General features: G+C 57.0%; 15 protein-coding genes and 1 riboswitch. Of the genes, 13 read left to right on the top strand and 2 right to left on the bottom strand.

Annotated features, from left to right (window positions below; all coding sequences use genetic code 11):
* Nucleotides 1-152: 152 nt before the first annotated feature.
* The 7 genes from RBI05_RS00245 to RBI05_RS00275 all read left to right on the top strand — a co-directional run bounded on the left by RBI05_RS00245 (nucleotide 153) and on the right by RBI05_RS00275 (nucleotide 6,147).
* Nucleotides 153-722: a cob(I)yrinic acid a,c-diamide adenosyltransferase gene (locus RBI05_RS00245; RefSeq protein WP_310549719.1), complete on the top strand. Its 570-nt coding sequence runs from the start codon at nucleotides 153-155 to the stop codon at nucleotides 720-722.
* A gap of 2 nt (nucleotides 723-724) precedes the next feature.
* Nucleotides 725-1,807, top strand: coding sequence for an RluA family pseudouridine synthase (locus tag RBI05_RS00250; RefSeq protein WP_310549720.1), 1,083 nt, complete (start codon nucleotides 725-727; stop codon nucleotides 1,805-1,807).
* 32 nt (nucleotides 1,808-1,839) lie between these two features.
* Nucleotides 1,840-2,208, top strand: a complete 369-nt coding sequence (locus RBI05_RS00255) for an arsenate reductase family protein (protein WP_310549721.1) — start codon at nucleotides 1,840-1,842, stop codon at nucleotides 2,206-2,208.
* 3 nt (nucleotides 2,209-2,211) lie between these two features.
* Nucleotides 2,212-3,174, top strand: coding sequence for a 5'-3' exonuclease (locus RBI05_RS00260; RefSeq protein ID WP_310549722.1), 963 nt, complete (start codon nucleotides 2,212-2,214; stop codon nucleotides 3,172-3,174).
* 125 nt (nucleotides 3,175-3,299) lie between these two features.
* On the top strand, nucleotides 3,300-4,181 hold the full coding sequence (locus RBI05_RS00265; protein ID WP_310549723.1) for an ROK family protein: 882 nt from the start codon (nucleotides 3,300-3,302) through the stop codon (nucleotides 4,179-4,181).
* Between the two features lie 160 nt (nucleotides 4,182-4,341).
* Nucleotides 4,342-5,367, top strand: a complete 1,026-nt coding sequence (locus tag RBI05_RS00270; RefSeq protein ID WP_310549724.1) for an HRDC domain-containing protein — start codon at nucleotides 4,342-4,344, stop codon at nucleotides 5,365-5,367.
* 354 nt (nucleotides 5,368-5,721) lie between these two features.
* On the top strand, nucleotides 5,722-6,147 hold the full coding sequence (locus RBI05_RS00275) for a hypothetical protein (RefSeq protein ID WP_150457635.1): 426 nt from the start codon (nucleotides 5,722-5,724) through the stop codon (nucleotides 6,145-6,147).
* A 115-nt stretch (nucleotides 6,148-6,262) separates the two neighbouring features.
* Here RBI05_RS00275 and corA read toward each other — a convergent pair whose 3' ends face one another.
* Nucleotides 6,263-7,198: a magnesium/cobalt transporter CorA gene (gene corA / locus RBI05_RS00280; protein ID WP_310549725.1), complete on the bottom strand. Its 936-nt coding sequence runs from the start codon at nucleotides 7,196-7,198 to the stop codon at nucleotides 6,263-6,265.
* 412 nt (nucleotides 7,199-7,610) lie between these two features.
* Nucleotides 7,611-7,722, top strand: a riboswitch (SAM riboswitch).
* 89 nt (nucleotides 7,723-7,811) lie between these two features.
* Between corA and metA the strand changes: the two genes are divergently transcribed.
* The 3 genes from metA (at nucleotide 7,812) to mqnC (ending at nucleotide 11,244) form a co-directional block, all read left to right on the top strand.
* Nucleotides 7,812-8,729: a homoserine O-acetyltransferase MetA gene (gene metA, locus RBI05_RS00285; protein ID WP_150457633.1), complete on the top strand. Its 918-nt coding sequence runs from the start codon at nucleotides 7,812-7,814 to the stop codon at nucleotides 8,727-8,729.
* Nucleotides 8,730-8,746: 17 nt separating this feature from the next.
* Complete coding sequence (locus tag RBI05_RS00290; protein ID WP_310549726.1) at nucleotides 8,747-9,931, top strand: aminotransferase class I/II-fold pyridoxal phosphate-dependent enzyme; 1,185 nt, start codon at nucleotides 8,747-8,749, stop codon at nucleotides 9,929-9,931.
* Nucleotides 9,932-10,107: 176 nt separating this feature from the next.
* Nucleotides 10,108-11,244 (top strand): cyclic dehypoxanthinyl futalosine synthase, encoded by a 1,137-nt coding sequence (gene mqnC / locus RBI05_RS00295; protein ID WP_310549727.1) that lies wholly within the window; start codon nucleotides 10,108-10,110, stop codon nucleotides 11,242-11,244.
* Nucleotides 11,245-11,327: 83 nt separating this feature from the next.
* Here the strand turns inward: mqnC and RBI05_RS00300 are convergent, their stop codons facing one another.
* Nucleotides 11,328-11,975: a hypothetical protein gene (locus tag RBI05_RS00300; RefSeq protein ID WP_310549728.1), complete on the bottom strand. Its 648-nt coding sequence runs from the start codon at nucleotides 11,973-11,975 to the stop codon at nucleotides 11,328-11,330.
* A 147-nt stretch (nucleotides 11,976-12,122) separates the two neighbouring features.
* Here RBI05_RS00300 and RBI05_RS00305 point away from each other — a divergent pair, with 147 nt between their 5' ends.
* The 3 genes from RBI05_RS00305 to RBI05_RS00315 all read left to right on the top strand — a co-directional run bounded on the left by RBI05_RS00305 (nucleotide 12,123) and on the right by RBI05_RS00315 (nucleotide 13,498).
* The gene (locus RBI05_RS00305; RefSeq protein ID WP_191089603.1) at nucleotides 12,123-12,293 is read left to right on the top strand and encodes a hypothetical protein; all 171 of its coding nucleotides are present in this window, start codon (nucleotides 12,123-12,125) and stop codon (nucleotides 12,291-12,293) included.
* A 171-nt stretch (nucleotides 12,294-12,464) separates the two neighbouring features.
* Entirely contained in the window at nucleotides 12,465-13,310 is an 846-nt protein-coding gene (locus RBI05_RS00310; protein WP_150459063.1) for an SPFH domain-containing protein, read from the top strand.
* 14 nt (nucleotides 13,311-13,324) lie between these two features.
* A complete protein-coding gene (locus tag RBI05_RS00315) occupies nucleotides 13,325-13,498 on the top strand; it encodes a toxin-antitoxin system HicB family antitoxin (RefSeq protein ID WP_150459064.1) in 174 nt (57 codons plus the stop codon).
* The last annotated feature ends 28 nt before the right edge of the window (nucleotides 13,499-13,526 follow it).

Below are 13,526 nucleotides of genomic sequence, written 5' to 3' on the forward strand. Positions count from 1 at the left end.
GGCTTTTGAGCCGGTCGTACCCTGCCTTGCGGGGATGTTTTGCGCTAAAGGCCCATCCGGGAGAAGCGCTGGAAAGAAGACCCCGCCTTACAACCGGCGGCGGATATGATAAAGTAAGAGAAGTCTTAGGAAATGACGGGAGGAAGACGAAGATGGCCATATATACACGTTCCGGCGACCGGGGCGAGACGTCCGTAATCGGCGGCCGCGTCTCCAAGGATGATGCCAGAGTGGAAGCGTACGGCACCATCGACGAACTGAACAGCCTGGTCGGTCAGGCGCACAGTCTGGCGGATTCCGAACACTTTGCCGATCTTCGGGAGCAGCTGCTGGAGATCCAGCATGAGCTGTTCGACTGCGGGTCGGATCTCGCCTATGCGAAACCGGAAGACAGCGGCATGACGCCCAAAGTCACGTCCGCTCTGGTGGAACGGCTGGAGAAATGGATCGACGCGCTGCAGGCGGAGAATCCGCCGCTTGAGAAATTCATTCTGCCTGGAGGAACCCTGCTTTCCAGCACGCTACATGTCTGCCGGACGGTCTGCCGCCGGGCGGAGCGGCGCACGATTACGCTGGCCCGGGAGACGGCTGTCCCGCCGGAGTCGATCCGGTATCTCAACCGGCTGTCCGATTATTTCTTTGCCGCCGCCCGAACGGCGAATGTGCGGTCGGGAGTAGCCGATGTAGAATATGTAAGAGGAAGCCGGGTGTTCCGCAACTGACAATGGACAATTCCTACTATGACCCGATCGTCTATACGATCCCGGAAGCGGACGACGGGCTGACTCTGAAGACCGTTCTCCACAAGCGCATGAATATTTCGCGGAAGCTGCTGTCCCGGCTCAAGCTGACCGAGCGAGGGATTATGCTGAACGGCGAACGGGTCTACATCAGCGTCTCCGTCAAGACGGGAGATGTGGTGGAGCTGCGGATGGAGACGGAGACGTCGGACGACATCATGCCCCAGCCGATTCCGTTCGACATTCTGTACGAAGACGACCATCTGCTGGTGGTCAACAAGCCGGCGGGGCTGATCGTACATCCGACGCACGGACATTACACGGACACGCTGGCCAACGGCGTGGTCCATTACTGGGCCGAGCGGGGCCAGCGGTACCGCTTCCGGCCGGTTCACCGGCTGGACCAGGAGACGTCCGGCGTACTTGCCATCGCCAAGAATCCGTACAGTCACCAGCAGATTTCGGAGCAAATGCTGGCGGGAACCGTGGACAAGTCCTATCTGGCCTTCGTCCACGGCACGGCGCTGCCGGATGCGGGCGAGCTGGATGGCCCGATCGACCGGGACCCGCTGGAGCCGCACCGGCGGATCGTTACGCCGGACGGCTATCCGTCCCTGACCCGGTACGCAGTCCGGGAACGCTTCGCCGCCGGAGCGGCGGTGGAGCTGACGCTGCTCACGGGACGCACGCATCAGATCCGCGTGCATCTGAGCGCGGCGGGCGCGCCGCTGATCGGCGACCGGATGTACCGGCATCCGTGCTACGGACGGGCGGAACGGGCGGAGCTGCCGGATGCGGGCGGGGCAGCCTCTGCGGCTGCGGCGGAAGCCGCGGCAGAGGGCGCCGCACCTGAGGCGCACGGCGGCGAAGCCGGAGACTGCGCCGCCGTGCGGGCGCTGGACGCGGCCATCGGCCGCCAGGCGCTGCATGCCGCCCGCCTGGCGCTGACGCATCCGGCGCTCGGCAGCCGGATGGTCTTCGAGGCGCCGCTGCCGCCGGATATGGCGGCGCTGGAAGCGCGCCTCTCGGGGAGAGAGAAGGACGCCGGAGACGACCGGCGTCCTTGATTTTGGAAGAAAGAAAGTGGAGGAGAATCCGCATGGCACAACTGAAAGTGTATCATTATCCGCCCTGCAGCACCTGCCGCAAGGCAATTAAGTGGCTGAAGGCGCACGGGCATGAGCTGACGCTGGTGAACATCGCCGAGCAGCCGCCGGGCGTGGCGGAATTGAAGGAAATGACGTCGCTGAGCGGTCTTGCGCTCCGCAAGTGGTTCAATACGAGCGGCGAGGTCTATAAGCGGGAGAACCTCAAGGAGGTGCTGCCGAATCTCGGCGAGCCGGAGCAGCTGGAGCTGCTGGCGGGCAACGGGATGCTCATCAAGCGTCCGGTGGTCTGCAGCGGCGATGCGGTCACGGTAGGCTTCCGCGAGGAAGAATACGAGCAGATCTGGGGACAGGAGGGATAGCGAATGGGAACAAGCGCCGCGGCGGGAGGCCGCGTTCTGATTGTGGATGGAATGGCGCTGCTCTTCCGGGCGTATTATGCCACTGCCTACGGCGGGTATATCCGCAAAACCAAGGCAGGACTGCCGACCAATGCGGTCTACGGGTTCCTGCAGTATTTTTTTGACGCGGTCAGCCAGTTCGAGCCGAGCCATGTCGTCTGCTGCTGGGATATGGGCAAGGGGACGTTCCGCACCGAGAAGTTCGACGGCTACAAGTCCAACCGCTCCGAGCCGCCGCTGGAGCTGATTCCGCAGTTCGATCTCGCGAAGGAGGTTGTGGCGGAGCTCGGCGTGCCCAATATCGGGCTGGCCGGCTATGAAGCCGACGATTGCATCGGGACGCTGGCGGGCTGCTTCGGCGGGGATGCCGACGTCTACATTCTGACCGGGGACCATGACATGCTCCAGCTGGTGGACGAGCGGGTCCGGGTTATTATTATGAAGAAGGGCCGCGGCAATTACAAGGTCTACGACCGGGACGTTCTGCTTGAGGAAAAAGGGCTGACGCCCGCCCAGATCATTGATCTGAAGGGCTTCATGGGCGACGCCAGCGACAACTATCCCGGCGTTCGCGGGATCGGGGAGAAGACGGCGCTGAAGCTGCTGACCGAGTTCGGCAGCGTGGAAGGCGTTATCGAGAACCTGCCGCAGCTGCCCAAAGGGGTTCGCGCCAAGATCGAAGCCGACCTCGACATGCTCCATCTCTCGCGCGAGCTGGCGGAGATTCGCCGCGATGTCCCGGTCGTCTGCACACTGGCCGAGTGCCAGTGGGCCGTTCAGCGGGAGTCGGCGGCCCGCAAATTCCAGGAGCTGGAATTCGGCAGTCTCATGTACCTGATCGCAGCCGCCCGGGAGGAATCGGCCGACGAGGAAGGCATCGTGGAGATTCTGCTACCGGACGATTCCGGATTCAATCCGTTCGCCTGAGCGGACCGCAGCACCCGGCCCAAAGCAGCCCTGGCCGGCCGGTTGTCCCTCCCGGGAAAGCGGTTTATAATGGAGCGGAAATCAATTGTCAGATGCCACTGGAATGCATCGGGGAGGAATTGCGCTTGAAGCTGCTGGGAGCGATTGAAGCCGGAGGCACCAAGTTTGTGTGCGGGATCGGTTATGAAGACGGAACGATACTGGAGAGAGCGAGCTTTCCGACAACGACGCCGGAAGAGACGATGGCTCTGGTGTTCGAATACTTCAGGGACAAAGCGGTTGAAGCGGTCGGTATCGGTTCGTTCGGGCCGATTGACCCGGTTCCGGGAAGCCCGACTTACGGGTATATTACGACGACCCCCAAACCGCATTGGGGCGGTTATAATCTGGTCGGGGCGGTGCGTGCAGAGCTGAATGTGCCGGTCGGCTTCGACACGGATGTGAACGGAGCCGCGCTCGGCGAATCGCTGTGGGGAGCGGCCCAGGGCCTGGAGAGCTGCCTCTACATTACGGTTGGAACCGGCATCGGTGCAGGAGCCGTGGTTCACGGCGAGCTGATTCACGGACTTTCGCACCCGGAGATGGGCCATATCTATGTGCGGCGTCATCCGGATGACCGTTACGAAGGATTCTGTCCGTACCACGGAGACTGCCTGGAGGGCGTAGCCGCCGGACCGGCCATCGGAGCGCGCTGGGGCAAGCCGGCTGCCGAGCTTGAGGCCGGGCACCCGGCCTGGGAGATGGAGGCCCATTACCTGGCCCATGCCCTGATGAATTATGTGCTGGTTCTGTCCCCGCAGCGCATCGTGATGGGCGGCGGGGTCATGAAGCAGAGCCATCTGTTCCCGCTGATCCGCACCCAATTGCAAGAGCTGCTCGCCGGTTATGTGCAGCACACTTCGCTCAAGGACGGAATTGACCGCTACGTGGTTCCGCCCGGACTCGGAGACAATGCCGGTCTGGCCGGCGCGCTCGCGCTCGCCCGGATGGCCGCAGAAAAGAATTGACAGAACGCAATTATCTGGTATTGTAGGAAATAACAGTATAGGTGTTCGGCCATGAGGAAGCGCCTCTTTCACGTTCAACGTGGAGGAGGCGCTTTTGTGCTGTCTTGGCCCGGGAAGCCGTACTGACCGTCCCGTTGTAACGGAGAGGAGAAGATTGAGGATGCAGATTGTATTTATGAACCGGCTGACCAAATGGATCGATGACACGGAGGAGGCTTCCGCCGTGCTGTGGATCGGCGAAGAAGAAGGCGTATGGCGTCTGGGCTGGCGTTCTTGCGACGCGGACGAGAAGGATGACGACCTTCTCTGGTATGAAGGCGGCTCCTGGAACGAGCTGCTGGGCGTCTACCGACAGGAGCTGGCGGCGAGAATGGGCGAGGGGTACCGTCCGATTATCGGCGGCGTCTTTCACGAGGAAGAGACCTTCGCGGCCCGAACCCGGGAGCAGCTGAAGCTTCAATATTACAGCGAGCAGTATGCCGATGAGAGGATCTATGAAGAACTCTGCGGCTGGCGCCGCCGCAGGTCGGGTGCGGAGCGCAAGGCTCCGTATCTGCTGGCCAGCAACCGGCTGTTGAAGCTGCTGAGCGCTTTTCTTCCCCGAACGCAGGAGGAGCTGCTGCAGATTCCCGGCGTCGGAGAAGCCAAGGCCGCCCAGTACGGTCCCGAACTGCTGGCCATTACGGGCGCGGCGGAGCGGGAACGCGGCTTTCCGCTGGACTGGGTAGCGGAGGAGGTGGCGGACGACGCTTTTGCCTGCTGGATGTACAAGCGGCGGGAAGAGAAGTACCGCAAGCAGCTGGAGCAGATGCGGCTCCGCCGGAGTCTGCTGCAGGGAATTGCCGACGGCAGCGGCATTGCCGCACTGGCCGCCGATTCCTCCTGCACCCGCCGCGAAGTTATCGAAGCGCTGGAGGAGCTGGAGCGGGAGGGCTATCTTATAGATCCCCTTCTGGACCGGGAGCTGGAGCCGATGCCGCAGGCGGAATGCGAAGCGGTGCTGGGAGCCTTCCGCGCCCTGGGCACCACTTTCCTGAAGCCGGTGCTTCATCAGGTATACGGACAGGGGTTCGCGCCTGAAGGCGGACTTGATCTCTACTATGAGCGTCTGCGCCTGCTGCGGATCATTGTCCGCCGTGAGCAGACGCCCGGAGCGGAGAGCTCCGGTGCCGCCTCGGGGATGTAGGAAGAGAGAACAGGGACCGGGCGCTGCTCCGCCGTCCTGAAATGCGAAGCCCCTGTCCGCTTTGGTCAAGCCCCATTGGAGGCGTTGTCCAGGCAGTTGCCCGGCGAGACATGCTGATTTGGACGCCAACCTTTGGCAGCATGTCGTGGTTAGGGCGTGAGATGTGTACTGGATTTTATATGAAAGTATTACCAACGGGTTCTCCAGACAAAAAAGGCCGTAATCTCTGCAACTGTAGAAATTACGGTCTTTCCGTTGTCCTAATGTATTCTTGTACCGCCTACGCAGGCAAGTTCATCATTTTCAAAAAGTAAAACAGGGTATAATATTCCTAAAAATAGGAGGAAAAAGAATATGAAGATTTTAAAATGGTGTTTACTCTTACTACTCGCATTAACAATAATGGCTTTTTCAGGTTGTAGCAAAAAAACAGATATAAATCAAAAGGAAGTACTAAAATTACAAGGGAGTAGTGCCCATTGGAACGCTGAATATATGATCAAGGAATCCAATTCAGAATCAAAGTATCTCCTTCAATGTTATATAACTCCGTTGAATCAAGATGAGCAGATTTATAGCATATCCTATGACATTGAAAGCCCGGGTTCAGTATCTCAATTAAGTGGAACTTTATTCTCTAACAAAAACAGTTCAATCTTTCCTACTAATACCATTTCACCTTCCATTTCAACCGATTCACTACCACCAAAAGGTGAGGACATTGTTATAACAATTAAATGGAATGAACAGAATGAGGAGAAAATAAAGCTTAACCCATAAAATCTTCTTTACTCTATCTCGCCATAAAAAATACACCCCTTAGATTTCATCGGAATAACCAAGGGTTCTTCCAATGTCGATTCTAAGGGGTGCACTTCACCTTGCATGTCGGGGACTACAGCCATTCTTTCTTGCGGAAGACATACAGCATGGCGCAGCCCAGTGTAATCATGACGGCAATGACGCCGTAATACCCGTACCGGGAATGCGTCTCCGGGATGTTGTCGAAGTTCATGCCGTAGATTCCGGTAATTACAGTGAGCGGCATGAATATGGTGGTTATAGCGGTGAACACGCGCATGATTTCGTTCGCGCGGTTCGCAATACTGGACTGGTAGGCTTCTCGAAGGTTGCCCATCAGGTCGCGGTAGGTTTCGAACGTTTCATAGACCTTGACCGCATTCTCGTAAATATCGCTGAAGTATTTCTGAAGCTGGTCGTCAATCAGGCGAAGGTCTTTCTTATTCAGGGTATTGATAACTTCCTTCTGAGGTCCCAGCATTTTCTTCAGCCAGAGAATTTCGCTTCGCAGACCGATAATTTCGCTTAAGTGGCTCTTCTTGGTGTGCATCAGAATGTCCTCTTCCAGCTTCTCGATGCGGGCTTCGATCCGGTCGCCGACGGCGAAATAGTTGTCGACGACCAGGTCGGTCAGCAGATAGAGGAAACGGTCGGGTTCGCTGACTTCCTGTTCCCAAAGAATAGGCTTCAGAATGCGCAGCTCGTTGATCTTCTGCTTCGTAACGGTAATGATATAATGCCGCCCGAGGAACATGTTGAGCGCCCGCAGGAAGATTTCTTCATCGTCGAACCGGATGCTGTTGACTACGATAAAATAATGGCTCTCGTAAATCTCGATCTTCGGCCGCTGCTCCTCGTCGCTGAGGCAGTCCTCCACGGCCAGATCATGCAAATTGAATAAAGGTTGAAGCACGCCGAGATCCTCGACGTCGGCATCTATCCAGTAGAATCCCTCTGCCGGAGGGGTAAGGGTCATTTCCAGGTCGTCGACGGGCGTGAAGACTCCCGTGTTCACCAGCCGAATTTTCATCTGATTTCCTCCTTCTCGCCCCTAGTGTTCCCAGGGACCTGCTAATGAAAGCACAGAGAAAAAATCAGCAGCCGGCCATCTCCAACAGCCGGTAGGCTGGTCACTGAGACCGTACAAGGGCGCGAAGAAGAAACGCTCCCGCGGCCGGCAAGCTGATCGTAATCCTGTGCGGTTGTTGCTCCTGCTCGGCGCTGCTGCGCTTGCTCGGGTCGCCTTCCATTCTTCGTCTCACCTCTTCTGGGTCTTCAGGTTCAAATACTTGTTTAGTATAACGCCCGCCCTGACGCCTTACAAGAATAAATGTTGTCAGTTTCAGGACTTTCAGGGGCCTGCAATCAGGGTATGGGCTTGACGAATCGAGGGTGCATGATTTAAAGTAATTTTTAAAGAATTTCAACTGAATATTTGCAAAATCTTATCAAGAGCAGGTGGAGGGACTGGCCCGATGAAACCCGGCAACCGGCGCGAAGCGCACGGTGCTAATTCTTGCAGATACGCTGGAAGCGTAGTCTGGCAGATGAGAGAGCATCATATGGCTAATGGATATGACCTTTCTCGCGTGCGGGAAAGGTTTTTTATTTTATACAGGAACAGAAGGAGAGAGGATAGCATCATGCCGATCAAAGTGCCCGACAGCTTGCCCGCGAAGGAAGTCCTGAGCGGAGAGAACATTTTTGTAATGGACGAGAGCCAGGCCTATCACCAGGATATCCGTCCTCTGCGGATTGCCATTCTGAATCTGATGCCTACCAAGGAGACCACGGAGACGCAACTCCTGCGTCTGGTCGGCAACTCTCCGCTGCAGGTGGATGTAACGCTGCTGCACCCCCGCTCGCATACGTCGAAGAATACATCGGCCGAGCATCTCCGCAGCTTCTACAAGACCTTCGACGAGATCAGCGACCGCCGGCTGGACGGTCTGATTATTACCGGAGCGCCGGTGGAGCAGCTGGAATTCGAAGAAGTGAATTACTGGGAAGAGCTGACCGAGATTCTGGACTGGAGCAAGGCAAATGTCACGTCGACCATGCATATCTGTTGGGCCGCCCAGGCGGGATTGTACCATCATTTCGGGGTCCGCAAGGTGAGCCTTCCGGACAAATGCTTCGGCGTGTTCCCGCACCGCCCGGTCTCCGGCCATGTCAAGCTGCTGCGCGGCTTTGATGAACAGTTCTATGTGCCGCATTCCCGGCACACGGACGTCTCCCGGGAGGACATCGAGAAGACGCCGGAGCTTCGGATTCTGGCGGAATCCGAAGAAGCGGGCATTTACCTGGTCGCGACGGAGGACGGACGGCAGATCTTCGTAACCGGCCACTCCGAGTATGATCCGCTGTCGCTGAAGTGGGAGTACGACCGCGATGCGGCCAAGGGGCTGGACATTGCCCTGCCGAAGCATTATTACCCGAACGATGACCCGGCGCAGACGCCGCCCGCGGTATGGCGCGCCCACGCCAACCTGCTGTTCTCGAACTGGCTGAATTATTATGTCTATCAGGAGACGCCTTACGACATCGGTCCAATGATCTAAAAGACGGAGGGATAATAATGGAAGGAAAATTCAGAATCGAGAGCCGTCTGGCTCAAATCGGCTCCATGGAAGACCCGGCGACGGGCGCAGTGAACGCTCCGATCTATCATTCCACCGCCTACCGGCATCCGCGGCTCGGACAGAGCACCGGCTTTGATTATATCCGGACGAAGAATCCGACGCGTTCGGTTCTGGAGCGCTCGGCGGCAGAGCTGGAAGGGGCGGACGCCGCCTTTGCCTGCAGCTCCGGGATGGCTGCGCTGCAGACGATCTTTGCGCTCTTCAGCCAGGGCGATCATCTCATTGTATCGCTGGATCTCTACGGCGGTACATACCGGATGCTGGAGCGGATCATGAAGCGGTTCGGGGTAGCGGCTTCCTATGTGGACACGAACAACCCGGATGAGCTGGAAGCCGCGCGCCGGGAGAATACGAAGGCGGTCTTCATCGAGACGCCGACGAACCCGCTGATGATGATTACGGACATTGAGGCGGTCTGTACATGGGCCAAGCGGCACGGCCTGCTGACCATCGTGGACAATACGCTGATGACGCCGTTCTTCCAGCGCCCGATCGAACTCGGCGCGGATATTGTGACCCACAGCGCGACCAAGTATCTCGGCGGCCACAACGACGTCTTGGCCGGACTTATCATGACGAAGGGCCATGCGCTCTCGGAGGAAATGGCGGTGCTGCATAACTCCATCGGCGCGGTCCTCTCGCCGGCGGATAGCTATCAGCTGATGCGCGGCATGAAGACGCTGGCGCTGCGGATGGAACGCCATGAGTTCAACTCGCTGGCGATTGCCCGCTTCCTTCAGACCCATGAAGCGATTGCCGAGGTGTTCCATCCCGGCCTGCCGGAGCATCCGGGCCACGAGATTCAGAAGCGCCAGGCGAGCGGCAACACCGGCATCTTCTCGTTCAAGGTGAAGGATGCCCGGTATGTCGAGCCGGTCCTGCGGCATATCCGGCTGATCGCTTTTGCCGAGAGTCTCGGAGGCGTCGAGTCGCTGATGACTTATCCGGCTGTGCAGACCCATGCCGACATCCCGGCGGAGATTCGCGATGCGGTCGGCGTCGATGACCGGCTCCTGCGCTTCTCCGTCGGAATCGAGCATATCGACGACTTGATCGCCGACCTCTCGCGTGCGCTGGATGCGGCCCGTGCGGAAGTGGAAGCGCAGGAGCCGACGCTATAGCCCTTGTTCCCCGAAAGCATAAGTGCCGGGGAATAGGAAGGATTAACCCCGGACGGAAGCGTCCGGGGCTTTTTCAACCCGTCCGGTTTGTGGTACGATGATAGAATCAATACGGTCCGGAATATCGCAAATTTGCGTGAATGGGCTCCGCGGCCGGTCATGGGGAGGACACAAGAGTGAGTGCAATTGATTCGATTCTGGAGAAGGCGCTGCGGGGCGACCGCTTGGGGCTGGAAGATACGATAACGCTGTTCGAGAGCAACGAGATTGAGAAAATGGGGGCGGCGGCAGACGTTATAATGAAGCGCTGGCATCCGGACCCGCTGGCAACCTTTGTCATCGGGCGGAATGTCAACTATACGAATGTCTGCGATGTCTACTGCCGGTTCTGTGCGTTCTATCGGCGTCCGGGCTCTCCCGAAGGATACGTGCTGCCCGATGAGACGATCTATCAGAAGATCCGGGAGACCATCGCGGTGAACGGTACGGAGATTCTGATGCAGGGCGGAACGAATCCGAATCTGCCGTTCAGTTACTACACGGATCTGCTTCGGAATATCAAATCCCGGTTCCCGGACATTACGATGCACTCGTTCTCGCCTGCGGAGATTATGAAGATGAAGGAGCTCTCCGGGCTTACGCTGGAAGAGACGCTGAGCCAGATTCACGCCGCCGGTCTGGATTCGCTGCCCGGCGGCGGCGCCGAGATTCTGGACGACCGCACCCGTCGCCGGATCAGCCGGCTCAAGGGCTCCTGGCGGGACTGGATGGAAGTGATGCGGACCGCTCACCGGATCGGCATGAATACGACCGCGACCATGGTGATCGGTCTCGGCGAGAGCTTGGAAGAACGGGCGCTTCACCTGCTGCGCGTGCGGGAGGCGCAGGATGAATGCATTGCCGGCAACTATAATTCGGAAGGCTTCCTGGCGTTCATCTCCTGGACCTTCCAGCCTGACAATACGAATCTGAAGCTGGAACGGCAGTCGCCGGAAGAGTACCTCAAGACGGTGGCGATCAGCCGGCTTGTGCTGGATAATATCAAGAACTTCCAGTCCTCCTGGGTGACGATGGGACCGGAGATCGGCCGGCTGTCGCTTCAGTACGGCTGTAACGATTTCGGCAGCACGATGATCGAGGAGAATGTCGTCTCCTCCGCAGGCGCTACGCACAAGGTCAATATTCAGGAGACGCTGGATATTATCCGGGCGGCGGGCAAGGTTCCGGCGCAGCGGAATACGCGCTACGATATTCTTCGCGTGTTCGACGATGTGAACGCGAAGGTGGAGCATGATTTTGTGATGCAGAATTAGGACTGGACTATTCAGAACCAGGTTATACAGAAACAGGGCGTCCGTAATGGAGGCCCTGTTTCTGCTTGGGGCTTAGCCGTTATTTATAGAGCTGATTTTACAGCGGGAGACGGAGCGATCGCATGTGGTTTCATGCTCTCCGTGAGAAAATCAACCAACTCTTTAGAAGTTTCCCCGGTAACAGCGATGAATTGGCTTTCTTTAACTCCCTCCGAGTTATTCCACACAATATGGACATATATCCTTTGGTAGAGGTTCAAAAATTCCTGGTCGATAGCTTTCGGATCAATGATAAAAGCGCGAAAAGCCGTAGTTCCTTTTAGTTCTCCGTCAGGGGACAAATCGCTGAGCGTCTTGACGTCACCATTCAGGTTCGTAAAAAAAACATCATTTGTTATTAATTTTACATTCATTTTGTCCTCTAAGAGAAAACTGACAACCACATCATCCATTGCGACCTTGGGATGGTCCACAATCACATTGTAAACGATCCTTAAATCGTTATTTTCCTGATCTAACCCAATCTCCGCGCGGATTTGATAATCATCTATGGATTGCGCTGAAGAGAAGGAGTCTGCATGGTGCATTTGATCTTGTAAAATGGTCAACTCCGATTGCCGAAGGGCGGTAAACTTTTCGCCAGTTTTAGTGTCATTGCTAGGTGTCGTGGAACATCCGCTTATCAGTAAGAGTATTAATCCGCTTATTAGTATGGTCGCTTGCTTCATCATTATTTCGCTCCTTATCAGATGTAAATTAATTATACCCGCATGTCAGAAAGGGAGTAAGTTATAAAAGATATATTTGTACGAACCAGCGTTCAAGCATAACAATGATTTCGGATGGACGATACTAGCCGTACAACGGAGGTGAAATCCATGCACAAGACCAATCCCGACCCCAAGCTGGACCGGGCCGACAACAAGGCCGACGTCAAGGACAGCCAGCAGAACCGATCCAGCATTCTGGAGGAGCCGCAGATGCTGAACAGCTTGAAGGCGGCCGATTATCCGCCCAGCCTGAACGGCGTGACGAAGAACGAGACCTAAGCGTTCAGCGTTCGTGCATAGGGCGGCATACAGGTTAACCCCGCAGGCTGCCTTCCCATCAGGACGATGGGGAGGCGGCTTGTTTTGGATAAAACTCATTTACATCAGTTACCAAAAGTGATATCATGAATATATCAAATACATATCCACTTTGAAGGAGTGCTGATGAAGATGAAGGAACGGATTTTGCACCCGATTAACGGCTTTTGGGTCATTGGGCTGGTTGTGCTGTTGTGCGGGGCGGGGATTTACCTGGGGCCGGTGAAGGAGTATGTCGCAGTTCCTGCCCTTTTATTTCTTCTGGCTGGTCTGCTGCTGACAGGCATCACGATTGTCCAGCCGAATAAAGCGGAGGTCGTAACGTTCTTCGGGAAATACGTCGGAACCATCAATAAGAGCGGACTCTGGGCGGTTATTCCGCTCAGTCTGCGGAAGACCGTATCGCTGCGGGTGCGCAACTTCAACAGCGTCAAGCTGAAGGTGAACGATGTCGAGGGGAATCCGATCGAAATTGCAGCCGTCGTGGTATTCCGGGTCGTCGATTCGGCCAAGGCGCTGTTCGACGTGGACAACTACCGGGGATTCGTGGAGATTCAGAGCGAGACGGCGCTGCGCCATGTAGCGAGCAAATACCCGTACGACAATTTCAATGAGACCGGGCTGTCGCTGCGCGCCAATTCCGATGAGATTGCCCGTCAGCTTACGACAGAGCTTCAGGACCGGTTGTCCATGGCGGGGGTAGTGGTGCTGGAAGCCCGTCTGACGCATCTGGCTTACTCCACCGAGATTGCCAGCACCATGCTGCAGCGCCAGCAGGCATCGGCGATTCTCTCGGCCCGGCAGATTATTGTGGAAGGAGCGGTCGGCATGGTGGATATGGCGATCAAGCAGCTCAAGGAGAGCGGCGTAGTCGATCTGGATGAAGAGCGCAAGGCGGCCATGATTAACAATCTGATGGTGGCCATTGTATCCGAGCGCGGGGCGAGCCCGGTCATTAACGCCGGCTCGCTCTACTAAGGGGTCAGACCCTAATGGCGGCCAAGAAGAACTTCCCGCTGCGCATCGATCCGGAGCTGCATGCTGCGCTTGAGCGATGGGCGGCCGAAGAATTCCGCAGTGTCAACGGGCATATTGAGTACCTGCTGCGGGAAAGCTTGAAACGGGCGGGCCGCTTGCCCGGACGCGCAGCGTCCGAAGACGAATGAAGCGTAATGACCGGACGAACCGGGCGGC

It is taken from the genome of Paenibacillus glufosinatiresistens, assembly GCF_031470375.1.
Lineage (GTDB): Bacteria > Bacillota > Bacilli > Paenibacillales > Paenibacillaceae > Paenibacillus_AQ > Paenibacillus_AQ glufosinatiresistens.

Coding starts and splice junctions, on each gene's coding strand:
- RBI05_RS00315 (WP_150459064.1), top strand. CDS start 13,325: ATGGCGGCCAAGAAGAACTTCCCGCTGCGCATCGATCCGGAGCTGCAT.
- RBI05_RS00250 (WP_310549720.1), top strand. CDS start 725: ATGGACAATTCCTACTATGACCCGATCGTCTATACGATCCCGGAAGCG.
- RBI05_RS00260 (WP_310549722.1), top strand. CDS start 2,212: ATGGGAACAAGCGCCGCGGCGGGAGGCCGCGTTCTGATTGTGGATGGA.
- RBI05_RS00245 (WP_310549719.1), top strand. CDS start 153: ATGGCCATATATACACGTTCCGGCGACCGGGGCGAGACGTCCGTAATC.
- RBI05_RS00270 (WP_310549724.1), top strand. CDS start 4,342: ATGCAGATTGTATTTATGAACCGGCTGACCAAATGGATCGATGACACG.
- metA (WP_150457633.1), top strand. CDS start 7,812: ATGCCGATCAAAGTGCCCGACAGCTTGCCCGCGAAGGAAGTCCTGAGC.
- RBI05_RS00300 (WP_310549728.1), bottom strand. CDS start 11,975: ATGATGAAGCAAGCGACCATACTAATAAGCGGATTAATACTCTTACTG.
- RBI05_RS00275 (WP_150457635.1), top strand. CDS start 5,722: ATGAAGATTTTAAAATGGTGTTTACTCTTACTACTCGCATTAACAATA.
- RBI05_RS00255 (WP_310549721.1), top strand. CDS start 1,840: ATGGCACAACTGAAAGTGTATCATTATCCGCCCTGCAGCACCTGCCGC.
- RBI05_RS00290 (WP_310549726.1), top strand. CDS start 8,747: ATGGAAGGAAAATTCAGAATCGAGAGCCGTCTGGCTCAAATCGGCTCC.
- RBI05_RS00310 (WP_150459063.1), top strand. CDS start 12,465: ATGAAGGAACGGATTTTGCACCCGATTAACGGCTTTTGGGTCATTGGG.
- RBI05_RS00305 (WP_191089603.1), top strand. CDS start 12,123: ATGCACAAGACCAATCCCGACCCCAAGCTGGACCGGGCCGACAACAAG.
- corA (WP_310549725.1), bottom strand. CDS start 7,198: ATGAAAATTCGGCTGGTGAACACGGGAGTCTTCACGCCCGTCGACGAC.